The sequence below is a fragment of the Agathobaculum sp. NTUH-O15-33 genome (genome assembly GCF_033193315.1).
Classification (GTDB): domain Bacteria; phylum Bacillota; class Clostridia; order Oscillospirales; family Butyricicoccaceae; genus Agathobaculum; species Agathobaculum faecihominis_A.
The window spans coordinates 3,334,757-3,357,782 of record NZ_CP136187.1 but is presented as its reverse complement, the minus strand read 5'-3'; the positions used below and the strand labels follow the sequence as shown (position 1 = coordinate 3,357,782).

19 protein-coding genes and 1 pseudogene are annotated in these 23,026 nt (G+C 58.5%); 8 read left to right on the top strand and 12 right to left on the bottom strand.

Features of this window, described 5'->3' with window-relative positions; translation table 11 throughout:
- Nucleotides 1–19: 19 nt before the first annotated feature.
- Entirely contained in the window at nt 20–913 is an 894-nt protein-coding gene (locus tag RWV98_RS16365) for an NAD(P)-dependent oxidoreductase (RefSeq protein ID WP_280963360.1), read from the bottom strand.
- A gap of 148 nt (nt 914–1,061) precedes the next feature.
- Complete coding sequence (locus RWV98_RS16360; protein WP_317862111.1) at nt 1,062–1,925, bottom strand: sugar phosphate isomerase/epimerase family protein; 864 nt, start codon at nt 1,923–1,925, stop codon at nt 1,062–1,064.
- Between the two features lie 645 nt (nt 1,926–2,570).
- Here RWV98_RS16360 and ppdK point away from each other — a divergent pair.
- Nucleotides 2,571–5,205, top strand: a pseudogene (gene ppdK, locus RWV98_RS16355) (pyruvate, phosphate dikinase).
- A 116-nt stretch (nt 5,206–5,321) separates the two neighbouring features.
- On the opposite strand, the gene RWV98_RS16350 reads toward ppdK, so the two are convergent.
- Nucleotides 5,322–5,567 (bottom strand): hypothetical protein, encoded by a 246-nt coding sequence (locus RWV98_RS16350; protein ID WP_317862109.1) that lies wholly within the window; start codon nt 5,565–5,567, stop codon nt 5,322–5,324.
- A 73-nt stretch (nt 5,568–5,640) separates the two neighbouring features.
- Here RWV98_RS16350 and RWV98_RS16345 point away from each other — a divergent pair, with 73 nt between their 5' ends.
- From RWV98_RS16345 to RWV98_RS16315, 7 genes are all read left to right on the top strand, one after another.
- On the top strand, nt 5,641–5,841 hold the full coding sequence (locus RWV98_RS16345; RefSeq protein ID WP_317862107.1) for a helix-turn-helix domain-containing protein: 201 nt from the start codon (nt 5,641–5,643) through the stop codon (nt 5,839–5,841).
- 384 nt (nt 5,842–6,225) lie between these two features.
- Complete coding sequence (rfbA, locus tag RWV98_RS16340) at nt 6,226–7,083, top strand: glucose-1-phosphate thymidylyltransferase RfbA (protein ID WP_280963365.1); 858 nt, start codon at nt 6,226–6,228, stop codon at nt 7,081–7,083.
- Nucleotides 7,084–7,122: 39 nt separating this feature from the next.
- Nucleotides 7,123–7,575 carry a YjbQ family protein gene (locus RWV98_RS16335; RefSeq protein ID WP_280963366.1) on the top strand — a complete coding sequence of 151 codons (453 nt, stop codon included), beginning with the start codon at nt 7,123–7,125 and terminating at the stop codon, nt 7,573–7,575.
- 56 nt (nt 7,576–7,631) lie between these two features.
- Nucleotides 7,632–9,740, top strand: a complete 2,109-nt coding sequence (locus tag RWV98_RS16330; RefSeq protein WP_442872080.1) for a glycogen debranching protein — start codon at nt 7,632–7,634, stop codon at nt 9,738–9,740.
- 229 nt (nt 9,741–9,969) lie between these two features.
- Nucleotides 9,970–10,989, top strand: a complete 1,020-nt coding sequence (locus tag RWV98_RS16325) for a C4-dicarboxylate TRAP transporter substrate-binding protein (protein ID WP_317862105.1) — start codon at nt 9,970–9,972, stop codon at nt 10,987–10,989.
- Nucleotides 10,990–11,029: 40 nt separating this feature from the next.
- Nucleotides 11,030–11,620, top strand: a complete 591-nt coding sequence (locus RWV98_RS16320) for a TRAP transporter small permease (RefSeq protein WP_317862103.1) — start codon at nt 11,030–11,032, stop codon at nt 11,618–11,620.
- On the top strand, nt 11,617–12,906 hold the full coding sequence (locus tag RWV98_RS16315) for a TRAP transporter large permease (RefSeq protein WP_317862101.1): 1,290 nt from the start codon (nt 11,617–11,619) through the stop codon (nt 12,904–12,906). The genes RWV98_RS16320 and RWV98_RS16315 overlap by 4 nt, the downstream gene beginning before the upstream one ends.
- A 54-nt stretch (nt 12,907–12,960) precedes the next feature.
- On the opposite strand, the gene RWV98_RS16310 is transcribed toward RWV98_RS16315, so the two are convergent.
- From RWV98_RS16310 to RWV98_RS16270, 9 genes are all read right to left on the bottom strand, one after another.
- The gene (locus RWV98_RS16310; RefSeq protein ID WP_317862099.1) at nt 12,961–14,325 is read right to left on the bottom strand and encodes a DUF4179 domain-containing protein; all 1,365 of its coding nucleotides are present in this window, start codon (nt 14,323–14,325) and stop codon (nt 12,961–12,963) included.
- A gap of 2 nt (nt 14,326–14,327) precedes the next feature.
- The gene (locus tag RWV98_RS16305) at nt 14,328–14,825 is read right to left on the bottom strand and encodes an RNA polymerase sigma factor (RefSeq protein WP_317862098.1); all 498 of its coding nucleotides are present in this window, start codon (nt 14,823–14,825) and stop codon (nt 14,328–14,330) included.
- A gap of 232 nt (nt 14,826–15,057) precedes the next feature.
- The gene (locus RWV98_RS16300; RefSeq protein ID WP_280963372.1) at nt 15,058–17,391 is read right to left on the bottom strand and encodes an ATP-dependent Clp protease ATP-binding subunit; all 2,334 of its coding nucleotides are present in this window, start codon (nt 17,389–17,391) and stop codon (nt 15,058–15,060) included.
- A 35-nt stretch (nt 17,392–17,426) separates the two neighbouring features.
- Nucleotides 17,427–18,044 carry a CvpA family protein gene (locus RWV98_RS16295; protein ID WP_317862095.1) on the bottom strand — a complete coding sequence of 206 codons (618 nt, stop codon included), beginning with the start codon at nt 18,042–18,044 and terminating at the stop codon, nt 17,427–17,429.
- Complete coding sequence (locus tag RWV98_RS16290) at nt 18,034–19,296, bottom strand: DUF5711 family protein (RefSeq protein WP_317862093.1); 1,263 nt, start codon at nt 19,294–19,296, stop codon at nt 18,034–18,036. The genes RWV98_RS16295 and RWV98_RS16290 overlap by 11 nt, the downstream gene beginning before the upstream one ends.
- A gap of 174 nt (nt 19,297–19,470) precedes the next feature.
- Nucleotides 19,471–20,238, bottom strand: coding sequence for a tRNA pseudouridine(38-40) synthase TruA (gene truA, locus RWV98_RS16285; protein ID WP_317862091.1), 768 nt, complete (start codon nt 20,236–20,238; stop codon nt 19,471–19,473).
- 2 nt (nt 20,239–20,240) lie between these two features.
- Nucleotides 20,241–21,053, bottom strand: a complete 813-nt coding sequence (locus RWV98_RS16280) for an energy-coupling factor transporter transmembrane component T family protein (protein WP_280963376.1) — start codon at nt 21,051–21,053, stop codon at nt 20,241–20,243.
- Entirely contained in the window at nt 21,047–21,919 is an 873-nt protein-coding gene (locus RWV98_RS16275; RefSeq protein WP_317862088.1) for an energy-coupling factor transporter ATPase, read from the bottom strand. The genes RWV98_RS16280 and RWV98_RS16275 overlap by 7 nt, the downstream gene beginning before the upstream one ends.
- A gap of 165 nt (nt 21,920–22,084) precedes the next feature.
- On the bottom strand, nt 22,085–22,939 hold the full coding sequence (locus RWV98_RS16270; protein ID WP_317862086.1) for an energy-coupling factor transporter ATPase: 855 nt from the start codon (nt 22,937–22,939) through the stop codon (nt 22,085–22,087).
- Nucleotides 22,940–23,026 lie beyond the last annotated feature (87 nt).

Below are 23,026 nucleotides of genomic sequence, written 5' to 3'. Positions count from 1 at the left end.
CCTTGCTTTGCGTAGCCGTTTAGCGGCGTTTTACCTCGGCTCCCGCGATGTCCTCCAGAATTTTTGTAACGGCCCAGTTATCCTCGTCCGGGTAGCGGATGAAGCCGGCCTGCACCATTTCGCGGGCGATCGCAACAGTCGGCATGGCGCAGCCCACCTCGCGCGCCAGATCCATCGTGATATTCAGATCCTTGCTCATCACGGCAAGCGACGAGCCGGTGTTCTTGAATTTGCGATCCATGATGAGCGGCACGCAGATATCGAACAGCTTGCTGCCCGCAACCGAGGTACTGATCACGTTTTGCAGCACCTGCGGGTCCACGCCTGCCTTGCAGCCCATGACCATCAATTCAAAGATCGCGGTGTACTGCGCGCCGACCAGCGCTTGCAGGCATGCCTTGACGACCTGCCCCTGACCGGGCTCTTCTCCCACGTGGTTGGGATTGGTCGCGATCGCGTCCATGACATCGGCACAGCTTTCGTAAACCGGTTTTTTTCCGGCCGCCATCAGCGTGAGCGTGCCGTTCTGCGCGCCCGGCAGGCCGCCGGAGACCGCGCAGTCGATCATTTCAATGCCTTTTGCCGCAAGGCCCTCGTGCAGTTTTTTTGCATACCCCAGACCGATGGTGGAGGTTAGGAAGTAGACCGAGCCGGGGCGCATTGTTTGCACAAGTCCGTTTTCGCCAAACGCGACGTCAAGCGCCTGCTGGCCGTTGAGCACCATGACGAATACAACATCCGCGTCGTGGCCCACCTCCGCCGGGTTGGCGCAAGGCTGGCCTCCTGCCTCGCGGAATTCGTCCAGCTTGGGGGCGAATACATCAAAGCCCTTGACGGGAAACCCCTTTTTTATCAGGTTTTTGGCCATGCCCATGCCCATGTTGCCAAGACCGATCATGCCGACTGTTTTCATGATTCACTTCTCCTTTTATAATAGACCAAGAATTGAGATTTTGAAAGAGACAGCGAACTGGAATCGTTCGCCGTCGATGTGGGGGATTCAGGAGGATTGGCTGCGGGGCGGGGTTGACGCCCCGCAGCCAAAAATGAAGGGAGCTTTTTCAGCCGAACCGTTTTTGCAGCTCGGGGATATCGAGGTAGTACCCGTCGATAAAATCGCCGCCGTCCGGGCGGAGGATGTTTTCAAGGGAGATGTAGCCTTCGTACCCGTCGCGCTCCAGCGCCGCCCGCATGTCGTCCAGATAGGGCGCCATCATGCCGTGGCCGATGTTTTTAATATCGACCCAGCCCTCAATGATCGAGCAATTCAGATCCTTGATATGTACGTGGCCCAAGCAGTCCCGGATTTCGTGGTATGCGTTGGGATACGGGATATCGCCGTAATACAAGGCGTTGGCCGGGTCCCACAGAATCTTGATCCGGTCGCAGCCCAGCTCCTCGATAAACTGGCGGCACTGGTAGCCGGACACGATCATGGCGTTAAAGCCGTTCTCCACCGTGATAACGATGTCCTCCGCCTCGGCCAGCTTCGCAATGGGGCGGTACAGCTCGATGAATTTGGGCCAAGCCTTGTTGCCGCCCGCGTTCCATTGATCCGAGCCGTGCGCGCCGTGCAGCACGATCGCCTTGGTAAAGGGCATGGCCCGCACCTGCGGCGCGCCGACCGTTTTGGCCACGCGGATGCCGTTTTTCAAAAGCGCCATGTGTTTTTCATAGGTCTCGTCGCCTACGTTCAGGCTCATCACATCGACGCCGGCAAAGGCGTGCGTGGTGACGCTCACGGGCGTGATCCCGTATTGCTCGTTCAGAGACTTGATTTTTTGCGCTTCCTCTTCGCTGAGCAACTCGACGCGCTTGCCATATACCTCTTGCAGTTCGGCGTACCGCACGCCGGTTTCTTTCAAGATCTTGCAGCAGGTCTCGTAATCCTGACTGATACCGTTGGTGATAACACTGATTTTCATATTGTCCCTCCGTCAAACGATTCTGTTTTGATTTACGACTCTTTTATAGCCGGTCCGGCCCGGCGGCGGAAAAAGGCGGCCAATTTGCCGGTGCTGTGGGTTATGCTTGGTTTATGAGCTAAATTATAGGTTGTTTGCGTTAAATGTTCAAGCTATAATCCGTTTGATGTGGTTAATAATCCTGCTGGATTTTTTCGGCGAAAGGGCGTTTTTACAGACGCGGAATCAAAAAATCAAATAATTCTGCTGGGACACCCAATTATCCTGCACAAAAAATAAGGCCGGTTGCCGCGCGGAAAGAAAACGCTGCCGCGGGATGGTATTTGAAGGAAATCCTGCAAGAGGAAATACTGGGTGCAATCGGGCGTGCATCTGGGTACCATTTCACAAAAGCAGTAAAAAAAACAAAAAAAGCGACATATCTTTAATTTTTAGCGACATAAAATTATGATTTAAGTTAAAAACCGTTGTGCCGCACAAGACGGAAACTCAACTAATTGGCGCTTTTCGTCGTTTTATACAATGCGATTCCTTTAAATCGGTATAATCCTACAGTGGAACCGCGCACCGACTGCGTGGTATAATATTCTTGTGTTGTGAAAAGTGAAGAATAGTTCCAAAGATGAAATGGAGGAAACGAACCACATGAAGAAGTACGTTTACATGTTCCCGGAAGGCAATGGCTCGATGCGTGAGCTGCTCGGCGGCAAGGGCGCCAATCTGGCTGAGATGACCGGCCTTGGCATGCCCGTGCCGCAGGGCTTCACCATCACCACCGAGGCTTGCACCCGGTACTATGAGGATGGCCGCACCATTTACCCCGATATCCAAGAGCAGATCATGGAATATCTGGATAAGCTAGAGAAGGTCACCGGTAAAACGCTGGGCGACCCCGACCGTCCGCTTTTGGTCTCCGTACGTTCGGGCGCGCGCGCGTCCATGCCCGGCATGATGGATACCATCCTGAACCTCGGCATGAACGACCAGATCTGTGAAGCCGTGGCCGCGCTGACGGGCAACCCGCGCTTTGCGCGCGATTCCTACCGCCGCTTCATTCAGATGTTCTCCGACGTCGTTATGGAACTGCCCAAGTCCTCGTTCGAGCAGTTCATCGATCAGGTGAAGGAGAAGAAGGGCGTCAAGCACGACAACGAGCTGGACGAAAACGACATGCTCGAACTGATCAGCCTGTTTAAGGCGCACTACAAAAACTCCCTCGGCGAGGATTTCCCGCAGGACCCCAAGGCCCAGCTGATGGAATCCGTTCGCGCCGTGTTCCGTTCGTGGGATAACCCGCGCGCCAACACCTACCGCCGCATGAACGATATCCCGCACTCCTGGGGCACCGCGGTCAACGTCCAGTCGATGGTGTTCGGCAACATGGGCGATACCTCGGGCACCGGCGTTGCCTTTACCCGCAACCCGGCCACCGGCGAAAAAGAAGCTTTACGGCGAGTTCCTGATGAACGCGCAGGGCGAGGACGTTGTGGCCGGTATCCGTACCCCGCAGCCGATCTCCGCGCTTAAGGACACCATGCCCGACGTGTACCAGCAGTTCGTCGACATCTCCAGCCGTCTGGAGCAGCACTACGGCGATATGCAGGACATGGAGTTTACGATCGAAAACGCCAAGCTCTATATGCTGCAGACCCGTAACGGCAAGCGCACCGCGCAGGCCGCGCTGAAGGTAGCGGTTGATCTGGTGGACGAAGGCGTCTGCACCAAGGAGCAGGCGATCATGAAGGTAGAGCCCAAGCAGCTCGACGCGCTGCTGCACCCGACGTTCGACCCCGCGGCGCTTAGCGCGGCCAAGCCGATCACCTCGGGCCTGCCGGCTTCTCCCGGCGCTGCCTGCGGCGCGGTATACTTCACCGCCGAGGAAGCCGCCAAGGCGCACAAGACGGGCGAGAAGGTCGTACTGGTCCGGCAGGAGACCTCGCCGGAGGATATCGACGGCATGGCCGTTTCCGAAGGCATCATGACCGCGCGCGGCGGCATGACCAGCCACGCGGCCGTCGTGGCCCGCGGCATGGGCACCTGCTGCGTCGCCGGCGTTAACGACATCAAGGTATCCGAAGCCGCCAAGACCATCACCTTCGGCGACGGCACGGTCATCCACGAGGGCGAGGAGATTTCGCTCGACGGTTCCACCGGCAACGTATACCTCGGCAAGATCGCCACGCAGGAAGCCGAGCTCACCGGCGATTTCGGCCGCTTCATGGGTTGGGCTGATGAAATCCGCACCCTGCACGTACGCACTAACGGCGACACCCCGCGCGACGCCCAGCAGGCCCGCAAGTTCGGCGCCGAGGGCATCGGCTTGTGCCGCACCGAGCATATGTTCTTCGAGCCCGAGCGCATCAAGGCTGTGCGTGAAATGATCGTTTCCGACACGGTCGACCAGCGCCGCGCGGCGCTCGCCAAGATTCTGCCGATGCAGCGCGGCGACTTTGAAGCCATCTACCGCGCGATGGGCGGCCTGCCTGTTACCATCCGCCTGCTTGATCCTCCGCTGCACGAGTTCCTGCCCAAGGAAGAGCAGGATATCCTCGATCTGGCGGCTGAAATGAACATTCCCGCTGAAAAGCTGGAAAGCAAGATCGCCGACCTGCACGAGTTCAACCCGATGCTCGGCACCCGTGGCTGCCGTCTGGACGTTCTCTATCCTGAGATCGCCGAGATGCAGACCGAAGCCATCATCTCCGCCGCCATCAACGTGTGCAAGTCGGACGGACTGAACATCACGCCCGAGATCATGGTGCCGCTGGTATCCGAGATCAACGAGCTGCGCTACGTCAAGAAGGTCATCAAGGATAAGGCGGACGCGCTGATTGAAGCCTCCGGCCTGAAGATGAAGTATATGGTCGGCACGATGATCGAGACCCCGCGCGCGGCCGTTACAGCGGACGAGATCGCGACCGAGGCCGAGTTCTTCTCCTTCGGCACGAACGATCTGACGCAGATGACCTACGGCTTCTCGCGCGACGATGTGGGCCGTATCCTCGAGTGCTACTTCGATAAGAAGATCCTCGAATCCGATCCGTTTGCCCGTTTGGATCAGAACGGCGTCGGCAAGCTGGTCAAGATGGCCGTGGACGCTGGCCGCAAGGTGCGCCCGGACATCAAGCTCGGCATCTGCGGCGAGCACGGCGGCGACCTTTCCTCCGTCGAGTTCTGCCACAATGTGGGCCTGAACTACGTATCCTGCTCGCCCTTCCGCGTACCGATCGCCCGCCTCGCGGCGGCTCAGGCGCGCGTCAAGGAGCTTGGCAAGGCGTAATAAAAGAACAGCGAAAGGGCCGCCCCGATGGGGCGGCCTTTTTTGCGGTCGTGGACCGCCGTTGGCGCTTGCGCGAATTGGCAGGCTCTGGTATACTTACAGATAAGATGGCGAGGTTAGTACTCCGCGAATATACCGGTGAAAAGGGAAACGGCGAAATCAAGGCCCGCGGTAAAGGCGCGTTCTCCGGCGATAGCGGATTCGATCTGGGCCGCCGCGATGATTTTGCCCAGCTGTGCGCGTCCCTCCGGCGACAGGCGGGCGTACAGCTCGTCATAGGCCTTGTGGCTGCGCCATTGCGCCGGTTCGGGCAGCTCGTGCCGGCCGTAGGTGTAGTAGAGGTCGTTTAGAAAGGTATTCATAAGGCAAAACTCCATTCACACAGTTTGTGTGAAATAATATTATCACACAAAATGTGTGAAGTCAAGAGGTATTATGGATTATATTGAAGCTTTCAAAAAGATGCGGCTTGAAATGAAATTATCTCAGGTACAGCTAAGCGAACAACTGGGACTGAAATCCGCAGCTTATGGGATGTATGAGACCAGACAGCGAAAAATGGATGTGGAGACGTTTGCGAAGCTTTGCCGCATCCTCGGCACCACGCCAAACGAAATGCTGGGGTTTGACGAATAACGTTCGTGCAAGATAAACCGCCAATGCCGTTTGGTTTAGGAAAACGCATAGAAAAAGACATGGATACCACCGGAATAGTAGGGCGCGACGCCCCCGGCGCGCCGAGAGCGAAGCGCCAGAATACGGGGAAGCACCATACAGGCCGGTCCGGCCGGACGGGGAGCCCTTGCTTTTCAGCAAGTGCTACGTCCCTCTGAGACGGCGCGCCGAGGGCGTCGCGCCCTACAAGCCCGTTTACCTATGCGCTTTTTCCCGCAGACAAGCTTGCCTAAATTAATCTGCCACCAGCGGAACATACGGGATGCAAATGGCTTTTTTTATGCTTGCCGCTGTGGTATAATACCTGTAAAGCAATTTGAAATTTAAAAAGACAGAGGGCTTACTATGAAGGGAATCATTCTTGCTGCGGGCAAGGGCTCGCGTTTGTACCCGATGACGCGGCCGGTATGCAAGCCGCTGCTGCCTGTTTACGACAAGCCGATGATCTATTATCCGCTCGCCGTTTTGATGCAGGCGGGCATTCGCGATATTATGATCATCATCCCGCCCGGAGAGGAAGGGCCGTTTTACCGGCTGCTCGGCTCGGGCTCGCGCTTTGGCGTCAATATCACGTACGAGGTGCAGGAGGTCGCGCGCGGTATCGCGGACGCGCTGCTGATCGGCGAGCAGTTCGTCGGCGGGGACAAGGTATGTCTTGTTCTGGGCGACAACATCTTTCATTCGCTCGATTTTGCCCGCTACCTGAATCAGGCGGTCGAATGCGACGCGGGGGCCTGTGTGTTCGGCTACTACGTGTCCGACCCGCGCGCGTTCGGCGTGGTGGAGTTCGATAAGGCGGGAAACGCGGTTTCCATTGAAGAAAAGCCCCGTTTTCCAAAGTCCAATTACATCATCCCCGGCCTGTATTTTTACGATGAGCAGGTCATGGAAATCGCGCACAACCTGACGCCCTCCGCGCGGGGGGAGCTGGAGATTACGGATGTGAACCTAGAGTACTTGCGGCGCGGCAGCCTGCACGTGGTCAAGCTGGACCGCGATTTCGTCTGGCTCGACGCGGGCACGGCGGACAACCTGCTTTCCTCCGGTTTGGAGGTCAAGCGCGTGCAGGATGAGACCGGGCGTTACATCGCTTGTTTGGAAGAGATTGCGTTGGAGCGCGGCTATATCAGCCGCGACCAGCTTCACCAGCTTGGACAGGAGCTCGATAAGACGCTGTACGGCCAGTACTTACAGTGCTTATAAACAAAGGCAGTCAACAAAACGGAGAGAGAGGGAGACCCTATGGCAGTTTACACAGAAACCAAAACCTACCGCACCAAGGCCCACATGGGCATGATCGACGTGACCGATGATTTTCGCGCCGCGGTCATAAACGCAGGCAAAAAATACGGCGTGCATTCGGGCATTATTACCGGCTGGACAACCGGCGGCGTGGCCGGTTTGACATCGCTGGAGTTCGAGCCCGGCCTTGTCGGACACGACCTGAAAGCCGCGATGGACGTTTTCTCCCCCTATCAGGATGAGACCGGCAAGGTCATTCACTACAAGCACCACGATACGTGGAACGACGATAACGGTTCGTCTCACATCAAGGCGGCGCTGCTGTCGCCCTCGGTCACGGTGCCGTTTGTGGATGGTCAGCTCGTTTGCGGACCGTGGCAGAACCTGACCTTGGTCGAGTGCGATACCAACGACCGCACGCGCGATATCGTGTTTCAGGTAATCGGAGAATAAAATAAAGGGGTGCGCCGCCGGCGCGCCCTTTTTTATTGGGAAGCGGAGGCGTATCCATGACGGAAAAGGAAAGAAAAGCGTGCCCCATGGCCGAGATTGAACCGCTAAAGCCAACGGGCAAGATCGCGGGTTTTCCGGTAAGGCCCGGGTTTTACTTATCGGATGGCGCGAGCGTGGTGCCGGATGGCGTGAACTTTACCCTGCATTCGTTCTACGCGACCTATTGCGAGCTGTGTCTTTTTCACCGGGGCGAGCAGCAGCCCTATGCCGTGCTGCCCATTCCGGAGACCTTTCGCATCGGCAATACGTATTCGATCATCGTATTCGGCCTGAATATCTGCGAGTTTGAATACGCCTACCGGCTGGACGGCCCGCACGACCCCGCGCGCGGCCTGCTGTTCGACCGAGAAAAATTCCTGCTCGACCCCTACGCCCGCGCGGTGACCGGGCAGAGTCAGTGGGGCGTGCGCTCCGCGCCCGGCGTGGCTTACCACAGCCGCGTGGTGCACTCGAATTTCGATTGGGGCGATTTCCGCGAGCCGCATATCCCGTTTCAGGATATGGTGATCTACGAAACCCACGTGCGCGGCTTTACGAAGCATCCCTCGTCGGGCGTGCGGCACCCCGGCACCTTTGACGGGCTGATGGAAAAGCTGCCCTATCTGCTCGAACTGGGCGTGAACGCGGTCGAGCTGATGCCTGTTTTCGAGTTTGACGAGATGGAGGACGACCGTGTGGTCGACGGAAAGCCGCTATACAACTATTGGGGCTACAACACCGTTTGCTTTTTCGCGCCCAACACCAGCTACACCGCCGCGATCGAATACAACCGCGAAGGCGACGAGCTGAAAAAGCTGATCCGCGCGCTCAACGCGCATGGAATCGAGGTCATTATGGACGTGGTGTTCAACCACACGGCGGAGGGCGACGAGCACGGCCCCTTTTTCTCCTTTAAGGGATTGGACAACAATATCTATTACATGCTCACGCCGGACGGCAAGTATTATAATTTTTCCGGCTGCGGCAATACGCTCAACTGCAACCACCCCATGGTGCGCGATTTTATATTGGACTGCTTGCGCCATTGGGTGGTGGAATACCGGGTGGATGGGTTTCGTTTTGATCTGGCCACGATTCTGGGCCGCGCGCCGGACGGCGGCCCGCTCGCCTCGCCGCCGCTGCTGGAAAGCTTGGCGTTCGACCCCATTCTCGGCAAGGTCAAGCTGATCGCCGAGGCATGGGACGCGGGCGGCCTGTATCAAGTCGGCTCGTTCCCCTCGTGGAACCGCTGGGCCGAATGGAACGGCAAGTACCGCGACGATCTCCGCCGCTTTCTCAAGGGCGACGGCGGTGTGGCCGCGGCGGCGGTGCAGCGCATTCTCGGTTCGCCCGATCTGTACCCGCCGGACAGCCGGCAAAACGCTTCGGTCAATTTCCTCACCTGTCACGATGGTTTTCCGTTGTACGATCTTTACGCATATAACGAAAAGCATAACGAGCAAAACGGCTGGAATAATACGGACGGCTCGAACGACAACGCGAGTTGGAACTGCGGCGCGGAGGGCGAGACAGACGACCCCGCCGTAAACGGCCTGCGCGACCGCCTGCGCAAGAACGCTATGGCCGTGCTGCTGTGCAGCCGGGGCGCGGCCATGTTTTTGGCCGGAGATGAGTTTGGCAACACCCAATTTGGAAACAACAATCCCTACTGTCAGGATAACGAGATATCATGGCTGGATTGGACGCGGCTGGAACAGTTTGAAGGCTTGTTTGCGTTTACCAAGGGTATGATCGCGCTGCGGAGGGCGCACCCGGTGCTGCGCGGCACGACCGCGCCCGCCGCGGCGCAGTACCCGGATACCAGCCTGCATAACGGCACCGCGTGGAATGACGCGGTGGACGGCGAGACGCGCCAGATCGGCGTGCTGTTCACAGGCCGCGACACGCAGGGCGAGCGGGACGACTTTGTGTTCCTTGCCCTTAATGTACATTGGGAGGAGCATGGGCAGCAGCTTCCAAGCCTGCCGGTCGGTTTTTGCTGGCGGCGCGCGGCGGATACCGCGGCGCGCGACCCGCTTGCGCCGGAGGGGACGTTCGACGGCTCGCACGTTACGCTTGCGCCGCGCTCGGTACAGGTGCTGGTGGGGGAGCCGTGCCCAGCGTGAAGAAAGCAAAATCACTTTAGATGTATAAAAGATGTATAAAACGCCGCTTTTGCGGCGTTTTTTCTATGCAAGGGGGCAAGGACTGAGAAGGTCTGTTTATATAGATGGAAAATGGTAGAAGAAATAGGCTAAATAAGCGACAATTATCCTTGACAGAGGCTATATATTATATTAATATATTAATGTACGCAAGAGGAACATATTGGACAAACTTGAAAGGAGTGCAAACATGAGAAACAAACGATGGATCAGCGTTTTGTTGATCGGCTGCCTATTGCTGGCCGCTGCCGCGGGATGCGGACAGTCAAGCGGGGAGGCGGGACAAGCGGACGGGGACGGGGTGGTGACGCTGAAATTCGCCAACAGTCAGACTCCGGAGGAGACCTGCTCGAAAGAGATCGAAGCGTTTGCCGAACGCGTCAAGGAAAAAACGGGCGGCAAGGTGGTGATCGAGGTGCACCACAACGGCGTGCTGGGGGACGACAACGACGCGCTGGAAGCCTGCGCGCGCGGCGCGAATTACTTGACCTATGTGGACCCCGCCGCCATGTGCTATTATGTGCCGGATTATGCGGTCATGCTGGGGCCCTATCTGTTCGACGATATCGCGCAGATCAAAAAACTGGCCTTTTCCGACTATGGCGATGAAATGGTAGAAAAGGCGGCGGAAGCCGGTATCCGCGTGCTGGACCATATGTCGAGCTATTATGGCACGCGCGTTTTTATCGGCAACAAGCCGGTACCCACGCCGGACGAGATGAAGGGCATGAAGGTACGTGTGCCCTCTGTACCGCTGTGGATCGAAATGCTGACCGCGATGGGGGCCAACACGACGACCATTTCATTCAGCGAAGTGTATACCGCGCTTTCGCAAGGCGTGGCGGACGGCATGGAAAATCCGCTGCCCGCGATCTACGCCGCGCGGTTCCACGAGGTATGTAAGTACGTATCCGAAACCAACCACATCATTCAGCCCAATGGGATCGAAATGTCCGAAGCGGTTTTCCAAAGCCTGACGCCGGAGCAGCAAAAGATATTGGAGGAGGAAGCGATCGTCTTTGCCGAAACAGTGACGGAAAAGGTACAGGAAGAGGAAAAGGAAGTGCGCGAAAAGATGACCGGCGAGGGTGTGGAATTTATCGCGTGCGATACCGACGCTTACCGCGCGGCCACGGAATCCGTCTATCAAAAGTTCCCGGAATGGTCGGAAGGGCTGTATGACCGCGTAACGGCCATCATCAGAGCCTGATACAGGCCCGAAGACGCGAAAAGTTAACGGGGGATACGCTATGAAAAAAGTATTGGCAAATTTCGAGGAGATCATTGTTTCCTTTTTCCTGCTGCTGATGGTGTGCATGATCTCCTTCAACGTTGTGCTGCGCGTGGCAACGCGGCAGTCCATCCCATGGCTGGAGGAGGTCTCGTACTTCTGCTTCGCGTGGATCATCTTCGTGGGAGCGAGCGCGGCCTACAAGCGGAGCCTGCACGGCGGCATCGACCTGCTGGTGCGTCTGTTTCCTGAAACGGCGCGCAAGGTGGTATCGCTTCTCTCTACCTTTTTAATATTGCTCATCTGTGTCGTGATGACGTTTTTCAGCTTCCGCTTTGCGGTAAGCGCGGGCAGCAAGGTGACGCCGATTCTATATATCAGTTATTTCTGGGTCGATCTGTCCGCGGTCGTTGGCTTTGGCATGATGTGCGCGCACAGCTTGGGCTTTATCAAGAACCTGTTTTTGCATCAGGATTACTACCGCTCCAAACCGCTTTACAGCGGTATTCTGGATTACGACACGGTGATGGGCGGCGTGGCGGAGGATGAGACCTTACAGCTGCATGTAGAGGACCGCGCGGAGCCGAACGGCGGGGAGGAGAAGAAATGACGCAGTTTCTGCCCATCCTTATCTTATTCCTGCTGTTCGCCTTCAATATTCCGGTCGGGTACTGTCTGCTTGCGGCGGGGCTGAGCTATTTCGTATTTTTAAGCCCGGGCATGCCGATGGATATGATCCTGCAATCGCTGGTCGCGCAGAGCCAGTCGTTCACCATGCTGGCGATTCCGCTGTTCGTCACGGCGGGCGTGGTCATGTCCTACGGCGGAATCGCGGGCGCGATCATGGATTTCGCCGAGGTGCTGATCGGGCACCGCGTCGGCGGGCTGGCGCAGGTCAACATTTTAACCAGCACGTTTATGGGCGGTTGCTCGGGTTCGGGCAACGCGGATACCGCGTTCAATGCAAAGATCATTGTGCCTGAAATGGAAAAGCGCGGATACACCAAGGGCTTTTCGGCGGCCGTCACCACCTGCTCTTCCTGCATCACGCCGATCATACCGCCCGGCATTTGCCTGATCATTTACGCGACCGCCGCCAACCAATCGATCGGCGATATGTTCATGGCGGGCTATCTGCCCGGCTTACTGATCGCCGCCGCGCTGATGGTGGTGACCGATTTTATTTCAAAACGCAGGGGCCTGAAACCAAGCCGGGACAAGCGCGCCACCGGGCGAGAGGTGCTGGCGCAGCTCGGGCGCTCAATCTGGGCGCTGCTGCTGCCGCTCGGCATCATCATGGGGCTGCGCCTCGGCGTGTTCACACCGACCGAGTGCGGCGCGTTTTGCATCATGTTATCCGCCGTGGTGGGCGCGCTGATCTATAAAAAGCTCAAGTGGAGCATGGTGCCCAAAATCTTGGTGGAATCCGCCGTGACGACGGCGTGCATCATGTTCATCTTGGCGGGTGCGAATATGTTCGCACGCTATTTGACGCTGGAAAACATCCCGCAAACGCTGGCCACGGCGATCATGAACTTTACGGACAGTCCGGTGGTGTTTCTTTTGATCGTGAACATCTTTCTGATCCTGCTGGGTATGTTCATGGACAGCGCGGCCGCGCTGATCATTCTGCCGCCGCTGCTGGTGCCGATCGCAACAAAGCTTGGCATCGATCCGATTCATTTCGGCATTATCATGTGCCTGAACGACACCATCGGCGGCGCGTCGCCTCCGTTTGGCATTCTACTATTTACCTGTGTTTCGATCATCAAGGTCAAGGTATCCGAATACATTCGGGAGGGCTGGCCGCTGCTGCTGACCTTGCTGGCGTGCCTGCTGCTCATCACCTATGTGCCGGGGATATCGCTGGGGCTGCTTAGGCTGTTTGGGAGCTAGCGGGCAGACCCTATGAAAACACAAAAAACGCCGCTATCAGCGGCGTTTTTTGTGTTATTGCAGGTCAATGGTAACGGCTTGGTCTTCGAGAAGCGTCAGGGGATCATCCTGCCAGAAGGTTACGCCGTGCGCCTTGGCGAGGTCTTCGGCGGTGGCCTGCGGGTAATAAAGGGTCGAAGTGATAAGGCCGGTCTCGCGGTCGATGGTGCTATCGAGATAGGTGTCGCCGGTCAGTTTTAAGTCCTTGCCTGTTTGATCCGTTAGATAAAACTGCATGGTGGTGAGCTGGGCAGCACCTGCGGACGAGAAGATGGCTACCGCTTTATCTTCTCTTATATCAAGTGATTTGAGCGTTACGCCGCCTTTGGTGCCATCGGACAGCGGCAGAGCGTTCAGCGCGCCGGTGACGCGATGGGCTTGCCCGTCTGATGCAATGGGGATGAGCGTTATGGATTTGGTATCCGTATCCGCGCCAAGGAACTCAAACACGTTGCTCACTCGGTCGCGGAGTATTCCGCTGCCGATACTGCCCGCGGGTAGGCGCGTCAGGTACTTTCCCTGATCGTCGCGCAGGACGAAGGCGGTGAAGGGATCGCTTGCGACCTCGCTCAGCGTTATCGTTGAGCCGAACGGGGAGATGGACACGCGCTCGACCCGTACGTCGTGGCGCCTGTTGACAGTGGAATAGTACACCGTAAAATCGATTTTCGGTTCGACCGACAGGCTTTCGACCGCAACCGCGCTTTTGTCGACCGCGAGCGAAAACTGAAATTCCGCATCCTTGATCGCATCTGTGCCGCCGGTATAGAGCAGAAGCTCAAATTCATCGGGCAGGGCGCGGGTCAGCGCGATTCGCTCCATTCCCTTAAGGGTGCGATCACCTACTGCATAGGCCTCGGATTCAATCGTGCCAGTGGGTTCGAGCTTTTTGCCGTCTATCACGGCCCAGAAATGTGGTGCGGAAAGACTGACTCGTATTTCAGCGGGCGTGGCGTCGGTGCTCGGCAAGGCAAGCGGCGTTTCGCTGGTCAGGGTGTAGAACACGTTGAGATAGCTGTCGTCCACCGCGATGTTGTCGATCGTCAAGGTCCGTTCCCCGTTTTTTTGGCTCAGACCAACGGCGGCGTTGTATGCTTCAAACTTGTCTTGCTGCGAACCATAGGCGGTATGGCGTTCGCTGTCAAAGTAATTGATCGCGCCGCGCGCCATTGAAATGACGGTGGGGGCGGCGGCCGCGCCGGCTAGGCAGAGCGCCGCCGCGATACCGACCACTACCGCACGCCGCAGGGGAAGGCGGCGCGTGGGCCGCTCCGGCGCGGGCAGCGATTGCAGACGATTTGCGATACGGTCATCAAAGCCCTCGGGCGTGGGGCTGCCCTCGCGTTCCGCGCGGGCCTTTAGCTTTTCATCAAATGTCATGGTTATTCCTCCTCCAAAAGCGTGCGCAGGCGGTCTCTCGCGCGGGCAAGCCGCGAGCGTACCGTGCCTTCACGCACGCCGAGCGCCTTTGCGATCTCGGCGGTGGTCATATCCTCAAAATAGTACAGCACGGTCACGGCGCGAAAGTCCATGGGCAGGCGGCATACCGTGTCCCATAGGCCGCTGTCGTAGGTATCGCTCTTGCCGCCCGCGACTGCTGTCAAGTCGTCCATATACGTCACGCGCGCGTCCTTGCGGCGGTGCTCGTGCGCGCAGTTCACCGTGATGCGGATCAGCCAGCCCTTTATGGCGGCATGGTCGCGCAACCGGGGGAAGGCCTGCCAAGCCCGCAGGATCGCTTCGCTTACCGCGTCCTCCGCGTCCGCGTCGCAGTCGGAAAGCGCGCGCGCCGCGCGGTACATGGCGAGTTTGTGTTCGGTCACAGCGGCGCAGAAGCGGGCGTGTAGGTCGCTCGCCGCTGGCGTCAGTATCATTTCCATGGTATCACCTCATTTACTGTCCGGACACTATAAAGATGCGCGGAGCAAAGGAAATGCTCCCGCGCGATTAAAAAAAGTTGAAAAGCGGGCGGCCGCAAGAAGCCCCTACGGCGAAGGAGCCGGCGAGCCCCCGCGTAGAGGCGACCTGCGGCCGCCCGAGTGTCATGTACGCTTGTGTTTTGTCGAATATGATCGTCAATTCCCGCCTGCAATATGCAGGCGGGAATTGGTTTTAGATGGTTTGGATCTCGATCGCGTCTGCGGGCGCTAAGATGTGCGCGCCGGAGAGGGGGCGGTCGCTCAGGACAATCGCGGTGGCGAGCGGGTTTTCGATCTCCTTTTCGATCAGGCGGCGCAGGTTACGCGCGCCGAACTTGACGGAGAACGATTTACCCGTCAGGTAATCGAGCACGCTGTCGTCCCACGTCAGGCGCAGCTTCTTTTCCGCGAGGCTGTCTCGCAGCTCGCCCAGCATGATCGAGGCGATATGGCGGAAGTCCGCTTCGGAAAGCTGGTTAAAGGCGATGATCTCGTCGATACGGTTCAAAAATTCGGGCCGCATCAGTTCTTCCAGAGCCTTCATGGCGCGGTCGCGGCTCTGCTCGGTCACGCTCTTGCCAAAGCCGAGCGAACCGCCGCTGCCCGCCTGTGAGCCCGCGTTCGAGGTCATGACGATTACAGTGTTTTCAAAGCTGACCACGCGGCCCTGCGCGTCGGACAGGCGGCCGTCGTCCAGAATTTGCAGAAGTGCGTTGAGCACGTCCGGATGCGCCTTTTCGATCTCGTCGAACAACACGACGGAGTAGGGGCGGCGGCGAATCTTCTCGGTGAGCTGCCCGGCTTCATCATAGCCGACATAGCCCGGAGGCGAGCCGATCAGACGGGAGACCGTGTGCTTTTCCATATATTCGGACATATCGAGCCGCACCAGCGAATCCGGCGAATCAAACAGATCGGTGGCAAGCTGCTTGACAAGCTCGGTCTTGCCCACGCCGGTCGGACCGACAAACAGGAAGGATACCGGCTTTTTCTTGGGGCTGATGCCCGCGCGCGAGCGGCGAATGGCCGCGCACACGGCGGAAACGGCTTCGTCCTGCCCGATAATGCGGCCGTGCAGGCGATCTTCCATACCCGCAAGGCGGGCGGATTCCTGCGCGCAGACCTTGGAGGCGGGGATGCCCGTCCAAAGCTCGATCACCGAGGCGAGCTGCGTTTCACTGAGGCTGGGGGCGGGCTGGGTCTGCAATTCGTGCAGACGGTTCTCCACTTGCAGCATACGCTGGCGGCATGAAGCGATGCGGGCGTAGGTCTCTTCCTGCTCGTCGTTTTGCGCCTGCTGGGAGAGCAGGTCTAGCTGCGTTTGAAGGCTTTCCAGCTCGGTTTGCAGGGCCGGCATCTCGGAAAGCTGCGGCGAATCAAGGTTTAGGCGCGAGCACGCTTCGTCGATCAGGTCAATCGCCTTGTCGGGCAGGAAACGGTCGGTGATGTAGCGCTCGCTCATGCGGGCGGCTTCGTCGCAGATCTCATCCGAAACCGTCACGCCGTGGAAGGTTTCATAATAGGAGCGGATGCCGCGCAGGATCTCTGCGGTCTCCGCGACCGAGGGCTCGCCGATATGGACGGGCTGGAAGCGGCGCTCCAGAGCTGCGTCCTTTTCGATATGCTTGCGGTATTCGGAGAAGGTGGTCGCGCCGATCACTTGAATCTCGCCGCGCGACAGGGCGGGTTTCAAGATATTCGCGGCGTTCATCGAGCCTTCTGAATCGCCCGCGCCGACGATGTTGTGCACCTCGTCGATAACGAGGATGATGTTACCCAGCTTTTTGACTTCGTCGATCAGGCCCTTCATGCGGCTTTCAAACTGGCCGCGAAACTGCGTGCCCGCGACAAGCGCGGTCAGATCGAGCAAATGCACCTCTTTATTCCGCAGCTTGAAGGGAATGCGCCCCTCCGCGATGCGGCAGGCCAGCCCCTCGGCCACGGCGGTCTTGCCCACGCCGGGCTCGCCGATCAGGCAAGGATTGTTCTTCTGGCGGCGGTTCAAGATCTGGATGACGCGGTCGGTCTCGCGGTCGCGCCCGACGATACGGTCGAGCAGGCCTTCGCGCGCCTTGCGCGTCAGATCCTCGCAGTAATTATTCAGGTACTTGCGCTTTTTATCATCGCGCTGAGGCTGCTGGGCGCGGGTGCGTACATTATCCCCAGAGCGGCGCGGCATGTTCGGGCCGAAAATAGAGGGCAGGTTAAACGGGCGGCGCTCCGCGGGCTCCTCCGCGTCGCCGGAGGCAGGGTCGGTCTCGTGCGGCGCGTCGTCCTCCGCGCCGTCCGTACCGGCGGGCACAAGGTCGGTCAGGTCCTCAAGCGAGCCTATTTCGCCCGCGAGGGCTTCCAGATCGTCCTCGGTGATGCCCATCTGCTCCATGATGTTATCGAGCGGCTTGACGCCGAGCTCGCGCGCGCATTTAAGGCACAGGCCCTCCTGCGTCGATTTGTCCGGCCCTTCGATCTTGGTGATGAAGACCACCGCGATGTTTTTGTGGCAGCGCGAGCACATTGGCATGTTCATAGTAAAAAAATCTCCTTCTTGGGGTGTTGCCGTTTTTATATGGCGACCGGCAGGATATCGATCAAACGCGAGAGCAGCACCGTGGCCTGCACGCGCTCGGGCGAAAGGCAGCCGAGCGAGGTATAGGTGATGGGCGCGAACCATTGAATGCCGAGCAGGATGAGCGCGGCGATCGCCACGCCGCCGAGCGCGCCCAGCACGCCGCCGCCTAAAGCATCCAGAAAGCCGAGCGGCGTCAGGTGTGCGACAAAGTGCAGGCTCTTGATGGCGAACGAGATCAGCCAGCCAAACAGCACGCCCAGCAACAGCAACAGCGCCAGAAACGCAATGCTTTCCGCCATATGAGTGGCGGCTTCGGTAACGGTTTGCTTGATACCGTCCAGCAGGCCGGCGGCCTGCCCAAGCTCCGCTTGGCGGGAAAAGACCTCGCCCACGATGGGGGAAACGATCATTTTAGCCGCGCCGGGCGCGAGCGCTTTGGCCGCGAACACGGCGGCGCCCAAGGCGGCCAAGCGGCCGATGACGCCGCACAGCGTGTACAGCAGGCCGCGGCGCAAGCCGAGAACAAGGCCGGCCAGCACGAGCAGCAAAATGATCAGATCGGGCAGGTTTAAAAGTCCTTTAAAAAAATCAGTCAGCGCGTCAGTTGTCATGCGGGATCTCCTCGGAACGTTCGGAATGTGCGGTAAACAGGCGGGCGTTTTTCGCGTACAGGGCAAAGAGCGTGCCGTCATCCTTCAAGAGTAGGCGGCGCGCGCCCACGGCTTCGCTGTTGTGCCACGAGGGCGTCAGGTCGCTCGTGTACACGGTAACGCCCGAAACGGTCAGCGCGGCAAGGCCGGTTCGGGAAATGGCGAGCGCCGACGGTTCCTCCGTCGAGGCGATAGGGCCCTCCAGTTTGCCGCCTGAGCGGATCAAATAGATATCGCTCCGCGCTGAACCGGAAAACGAACGGGTAGCAAGCGCAAGCGCGTTATCGCCAAAGGAGAACGCCAGCAGATCGCCGGAGGAATAGGCTATGGGATTTGTGACTTCGCCCTTTTTATCGATCAAGTAAAGGCCGTTGTCGCACAGGGCGGCGGCGGTGCCGTCCGATAGGTAGGCAAGCTCTAGCCCCAAAACGCCCGGAATGGTGGCTTCGGCCTGCGCCGTATCCCGGTCGAGCCGGAAGAAGAACACCTGCGAATCAAGCGACACGCCGTTTTGCTTAAACGAAAGGACGGAAAGCATTTTGCCATCCGGCGACAGCGCGGCCGACACGATATAGTATTCCGAGGTTCTCCATTTAAACACTTCGTTTCCGCGGTTATCGTAAACCGCGACGGCGGTGCGGTAGCCCTGCTCGTCCGTGACGACGAAAAAGCGGCCGTCCCTGCCAATGCCCGCGGTAATGATGGGCGAAGCGAGGTCTAGCTCGGCCACGGGCTGATAGGAATTGGTCAGCGTAACGCCGTGACCGCCCCGGTCAAAGGCGAGCACATAGCCGCCGGCGGCTTCCACGGTGGGCTGCGAATAGCTCATTGGCAGGCGCTGCGTGACCGCGCCGCCCGGCCGGGCAAGATACAGGGTATCGCCATCCGTATAGGCCAGACCACCCGCGTACAGCGCCGCGTCGTGGAACGAGCCGTTTTCGTAGGGGATGGCGGAGGCGTCGCCGCTGTTCTGGCGCAGTCCGGCAATCGCGTAACTTGTCAGGCTGCGGATGGAAGAGGGCGAAAACAGCCGGAAGTTCAAAAGCAAAAACAGGACCGCGCTGGCGACCAGCACCCAGCCGCACATGGCGCGCAGCTTGGAGCAGACGCGCACGCGGCCGTCCCTGCTTTCACGCAGGATGCGCTTGCGCTCCTTGCGGCTGCGCGGGAACTGCACCACATTTTTAGAATTTCGAGTGATATGTTCGGCCATTTGCCTCACCTCCTCATTGTAACGCGAATTGCATGGCGATATATGAAGCGAATGTTAATTAATTAGAAGTTAGGAATTAGGAATTAGGAGTTACGGGAACGCGCGGAGCGCGATAATTGAAAACGCCGCGAAGCGGCGCACCGCCGTTCCTACCTCCTCACTCCTACTTCCTAACTAGTTTAATTTCATAACTGCCAGCTCCGGCGTATGGTCATACCACAAACGGTTCATATAAAGGCCGCAGGCGGGCAGGGTGGGGCCTGCCTGCTCGCGGTCGCAGGAGCGAAGAATGGATGCGACCTCGTCCGGCGCGATCTTGCCGCAGCCGACGTATAATAGCGTGCCCGAGATCGCGCGCACCATGTTGTACAAAAAACCGTCCCCGCACACGCGGATACGGATGAGCGGACCGTCCGTTTCCACCTCGCACCAAAAGACGGTGCGCACCGTACTTTTGACCGGCGTGCCCTGACTGCGCACGGCGGCGAAATCCTGCTTGCCGACAAAATGCTGCGCGCCCGCCTGCATCAGCGCGGCGTCCAGCGTATAGGTGGTGCGATAGGCGCGCGCGGCCAAAAACGGATCGCGCAGCGCGGAGGGGAATAGCTCGTAGGCGTATTCCTTGCGGGTGCAGTCAAAACGGGCGTCAAATTCCTCCGGCACGGGTACGGCGGCCGATACCGCGATATCCTCCGGCAACAGGCTGTTCATGGCGAACGGCAACCGGTCCAGTGGAATGGTGCAGTTCCCCTTGAAGTTTGCGACATAGCGGCGGGCGTGTACGCCCGCGTCGGTCCGGCCAACGCCGGAAACATGCATCTTTTGCCCGGTCAGGCGGTGCAGCACGGTTTCCAGCGTTTCCTGAATGGAGGGGCCGTTTTTCTGCACCTGCCAGCCGTGGAAATGCGTGCCCACATAGGATAAAACAAGCGCTGTATTCATATTTATAACCCAAAGCGGCCCAGCGCGATCACGCCGCCGAACACAAGAACACAAATAACAATCGCACCGATATCCACCGTTTCTATTTTCAGCTGCTTCATGCGCGTGCGGCCCACGTCGCCCCGGTACAGACGGCATTCCATGGCGGTGGCAAGCTCGTCCGCCCGGCGGAAGGCCGAGATGAACAGCGGCACCAAGATCGGGATCATAGCCTTGGCGCGCTGGATAAGGTTGCCGGATTCAAAATCCGCGCCGCGCGCTTTTTGCGCCGAAATAATTTTTTCGGTCTCCTCGATCAGGGTCGGGATGAAGCGCAGCGCGATCGACATCATCATAGCCAGCTCGTGCACGGGCGCGTGGAGCTTTTTCAGTGGCGAAAGCAGGCGCTCCAAGCCGTCCGTCAGCTGGATGGGCGAGGTGGTGTAGGTCAACATCGAGGTGGCGATGATGAGCAGCATCAGGCGCAGCACCATGAAAAACGCGACCTTAACGCCCTCCCATGAGATATGCAGCCAGCCCCACTGCCACAGGTATTCTCCGGTGGGCGAGGGGGTGTAAAACAGGTTGAGCACCGCCGTAAAGCAGATGATGAACAGGATCGGTTTGAGGCCGCGCACCACAAGCTTTGGCGAAATGCGCGAAATACCGATCACGACGGCCAGAAAAGCGATGATGAGCGCATACGAGATCGGCCCGCCCGCAAGGAACAGGGTGATGATCATGGCGACCGTCAAAACGATCTTGACGCGGGGGTCGAGCCGGTGCACCGCGCTTTCACCGGGGAAGAACTGGCCGATGGTGATATCCTTCAGCATGGCTGCCCGCCCCCTTTCCGATAGGCCCGGATGGCCGCGAGCGCCCCTTCGACGGTGAACACCGAGGGATCGACCGGGATGCCGCGCTTGTTCAGCTCCAGCATGACCTTGGTGACCATCGGGATATCGAGCCCGGCGGCGATGATCTCGCCCGCGTGCGAGAAAACCTCGCGCGGGCTATCGCAAAACAGAATCTTTGCTTCATTCATGACAAGCAGACGGTCGGCAAGCTTCGCGATATCCTCCATCGAGTGGGAGACGATCAGCACGGTCGCGCCGCTCTCGCGGTGGTAGCCGCGGATGAGGTCTAAAATTTCGTCCCGCCCGGCGGGGTCTAAACCGGCGGTGGGTTCGTCCAGCACCAGCACGTCGGGTCGCATGGCGATCACGCCCGCAATGGCGACGCGGCGCTTCTGCCCGCCGGAAAGCGCGAACGGGGACTGAGAGGAAAGCGCCTCGTCCAGCCCGACCGCCCGCATGGATTCCGATACGCGCGACGCGATTTCGTCCGGCGCAAGGCCCATGTTGGTCGGCCCGTAGGCGATATCCTTGGCAATGGTTTCCTCAAAGAGCTGGTATTCCGGATACTGAAACACCAGACCGACGCGAAAGCGCGTTTCACGGGCGCACTTGCCCTTTTCGTTCCAGATAGGCTTGCCATCCAGCAGGACTTCGCCGGAGGTGGGCGCGAGCAGGCCGTTGAAATGCTGGATGAGCGTCGATTTGCCCGAACCGGTGTGGCCGATCACGCCGAGAATTTCGCCTTTTTCAATTTTGAGATCCACGTGGTCGAGCGCAACGCGCTCGAAAGGGGTGCCCGCGCCATATACATGGGTCAGGCCCCGCGTTTCCAGAATGGTTGACAAGGAAAAAACCCCTTTTTTCTAATGAGTAGTTAGTAATTAGAAATTAGTAATTATGGAGCTGCGTGTATTGCTTGCGCCAAGAGTTTAGGGGGAACAGCGCTTCTAAAGGGTTAAAAAGAAAACGGAAGCGTAACCGCCCGATTACTAATTACTAACTACTAATTGCTAATTATTCATAAGGTATTTTTGCAGCGTATCCGCGCATTCCTCAACGGAGAGCGCGTCGATCGGCAGGCTCGTGCCTTCCGCGGCATTGAGATCGTAAAGAATCTCAATGGTTTGCGGCACGGTAAGACTGGCGTTTCGCAGCTCGTCCACGCGGGTGAAGATCTCGCGCGGCGCGCCGTCCATCAAAACCTCGCCCTGATGCATTACGACCACGCGGCCCGCCTGTACGGCTTCGTCCATGTGGTGGGTGATCAAAACGACCGTGATACCGAACTTTTCGTTGAGCTCGCGCACGGTCGACATGACCTCGCGGCGGCCCTGCGGGTCGAGCATGGCGGTAGGCTCGTCCAGAACGACGCAGCGGGGCATCATGGCGATCACGCCCGCGATGGCGATACGCTGCTTCTGGCCGCCCGAAAGGCGGTGCGGCGCCTGCTTGCGGTATTCATACATGCCGACGGCACGCAGCGCGTCGTCCACGCGCACGCGGATTTCCTCCGGCGGCACGCCCATGTTTTCCAGCGCAAAGGCGACGTCCTCCTCCACCACGGTGGCGACCAGCTGGTTATCCGGGTTCTGGAACACCATGGCGACGGTCTTGCGCACTTCATAAGTGTTATTTTCATCCCGCGTGTCCATCATGTCCACGTAGCAAACGCCGCCCGTGGGCAGGCGAATGGCATTGAAGTGGCCCGCAAGCGTACTCTTGCCCGAACCGTTATGGCCCAGTACCGCGACAAACTCGCCCCGCCGGATGGAAAGGTCCACCCCCTTCAAAACGGGAATGGAAAGTGTTCCGTCCTCCGTCGGGTAGGCGTATTCAAGATTTTCTGTTTTGATAATTTCAGCCATGTTTTATTCGTCCTCTATTATTTCCTGATGGACTGTCATATCGCGGGCAGCAGTCCGAAGAACACGCGATCACAAGTGTGATTGAAA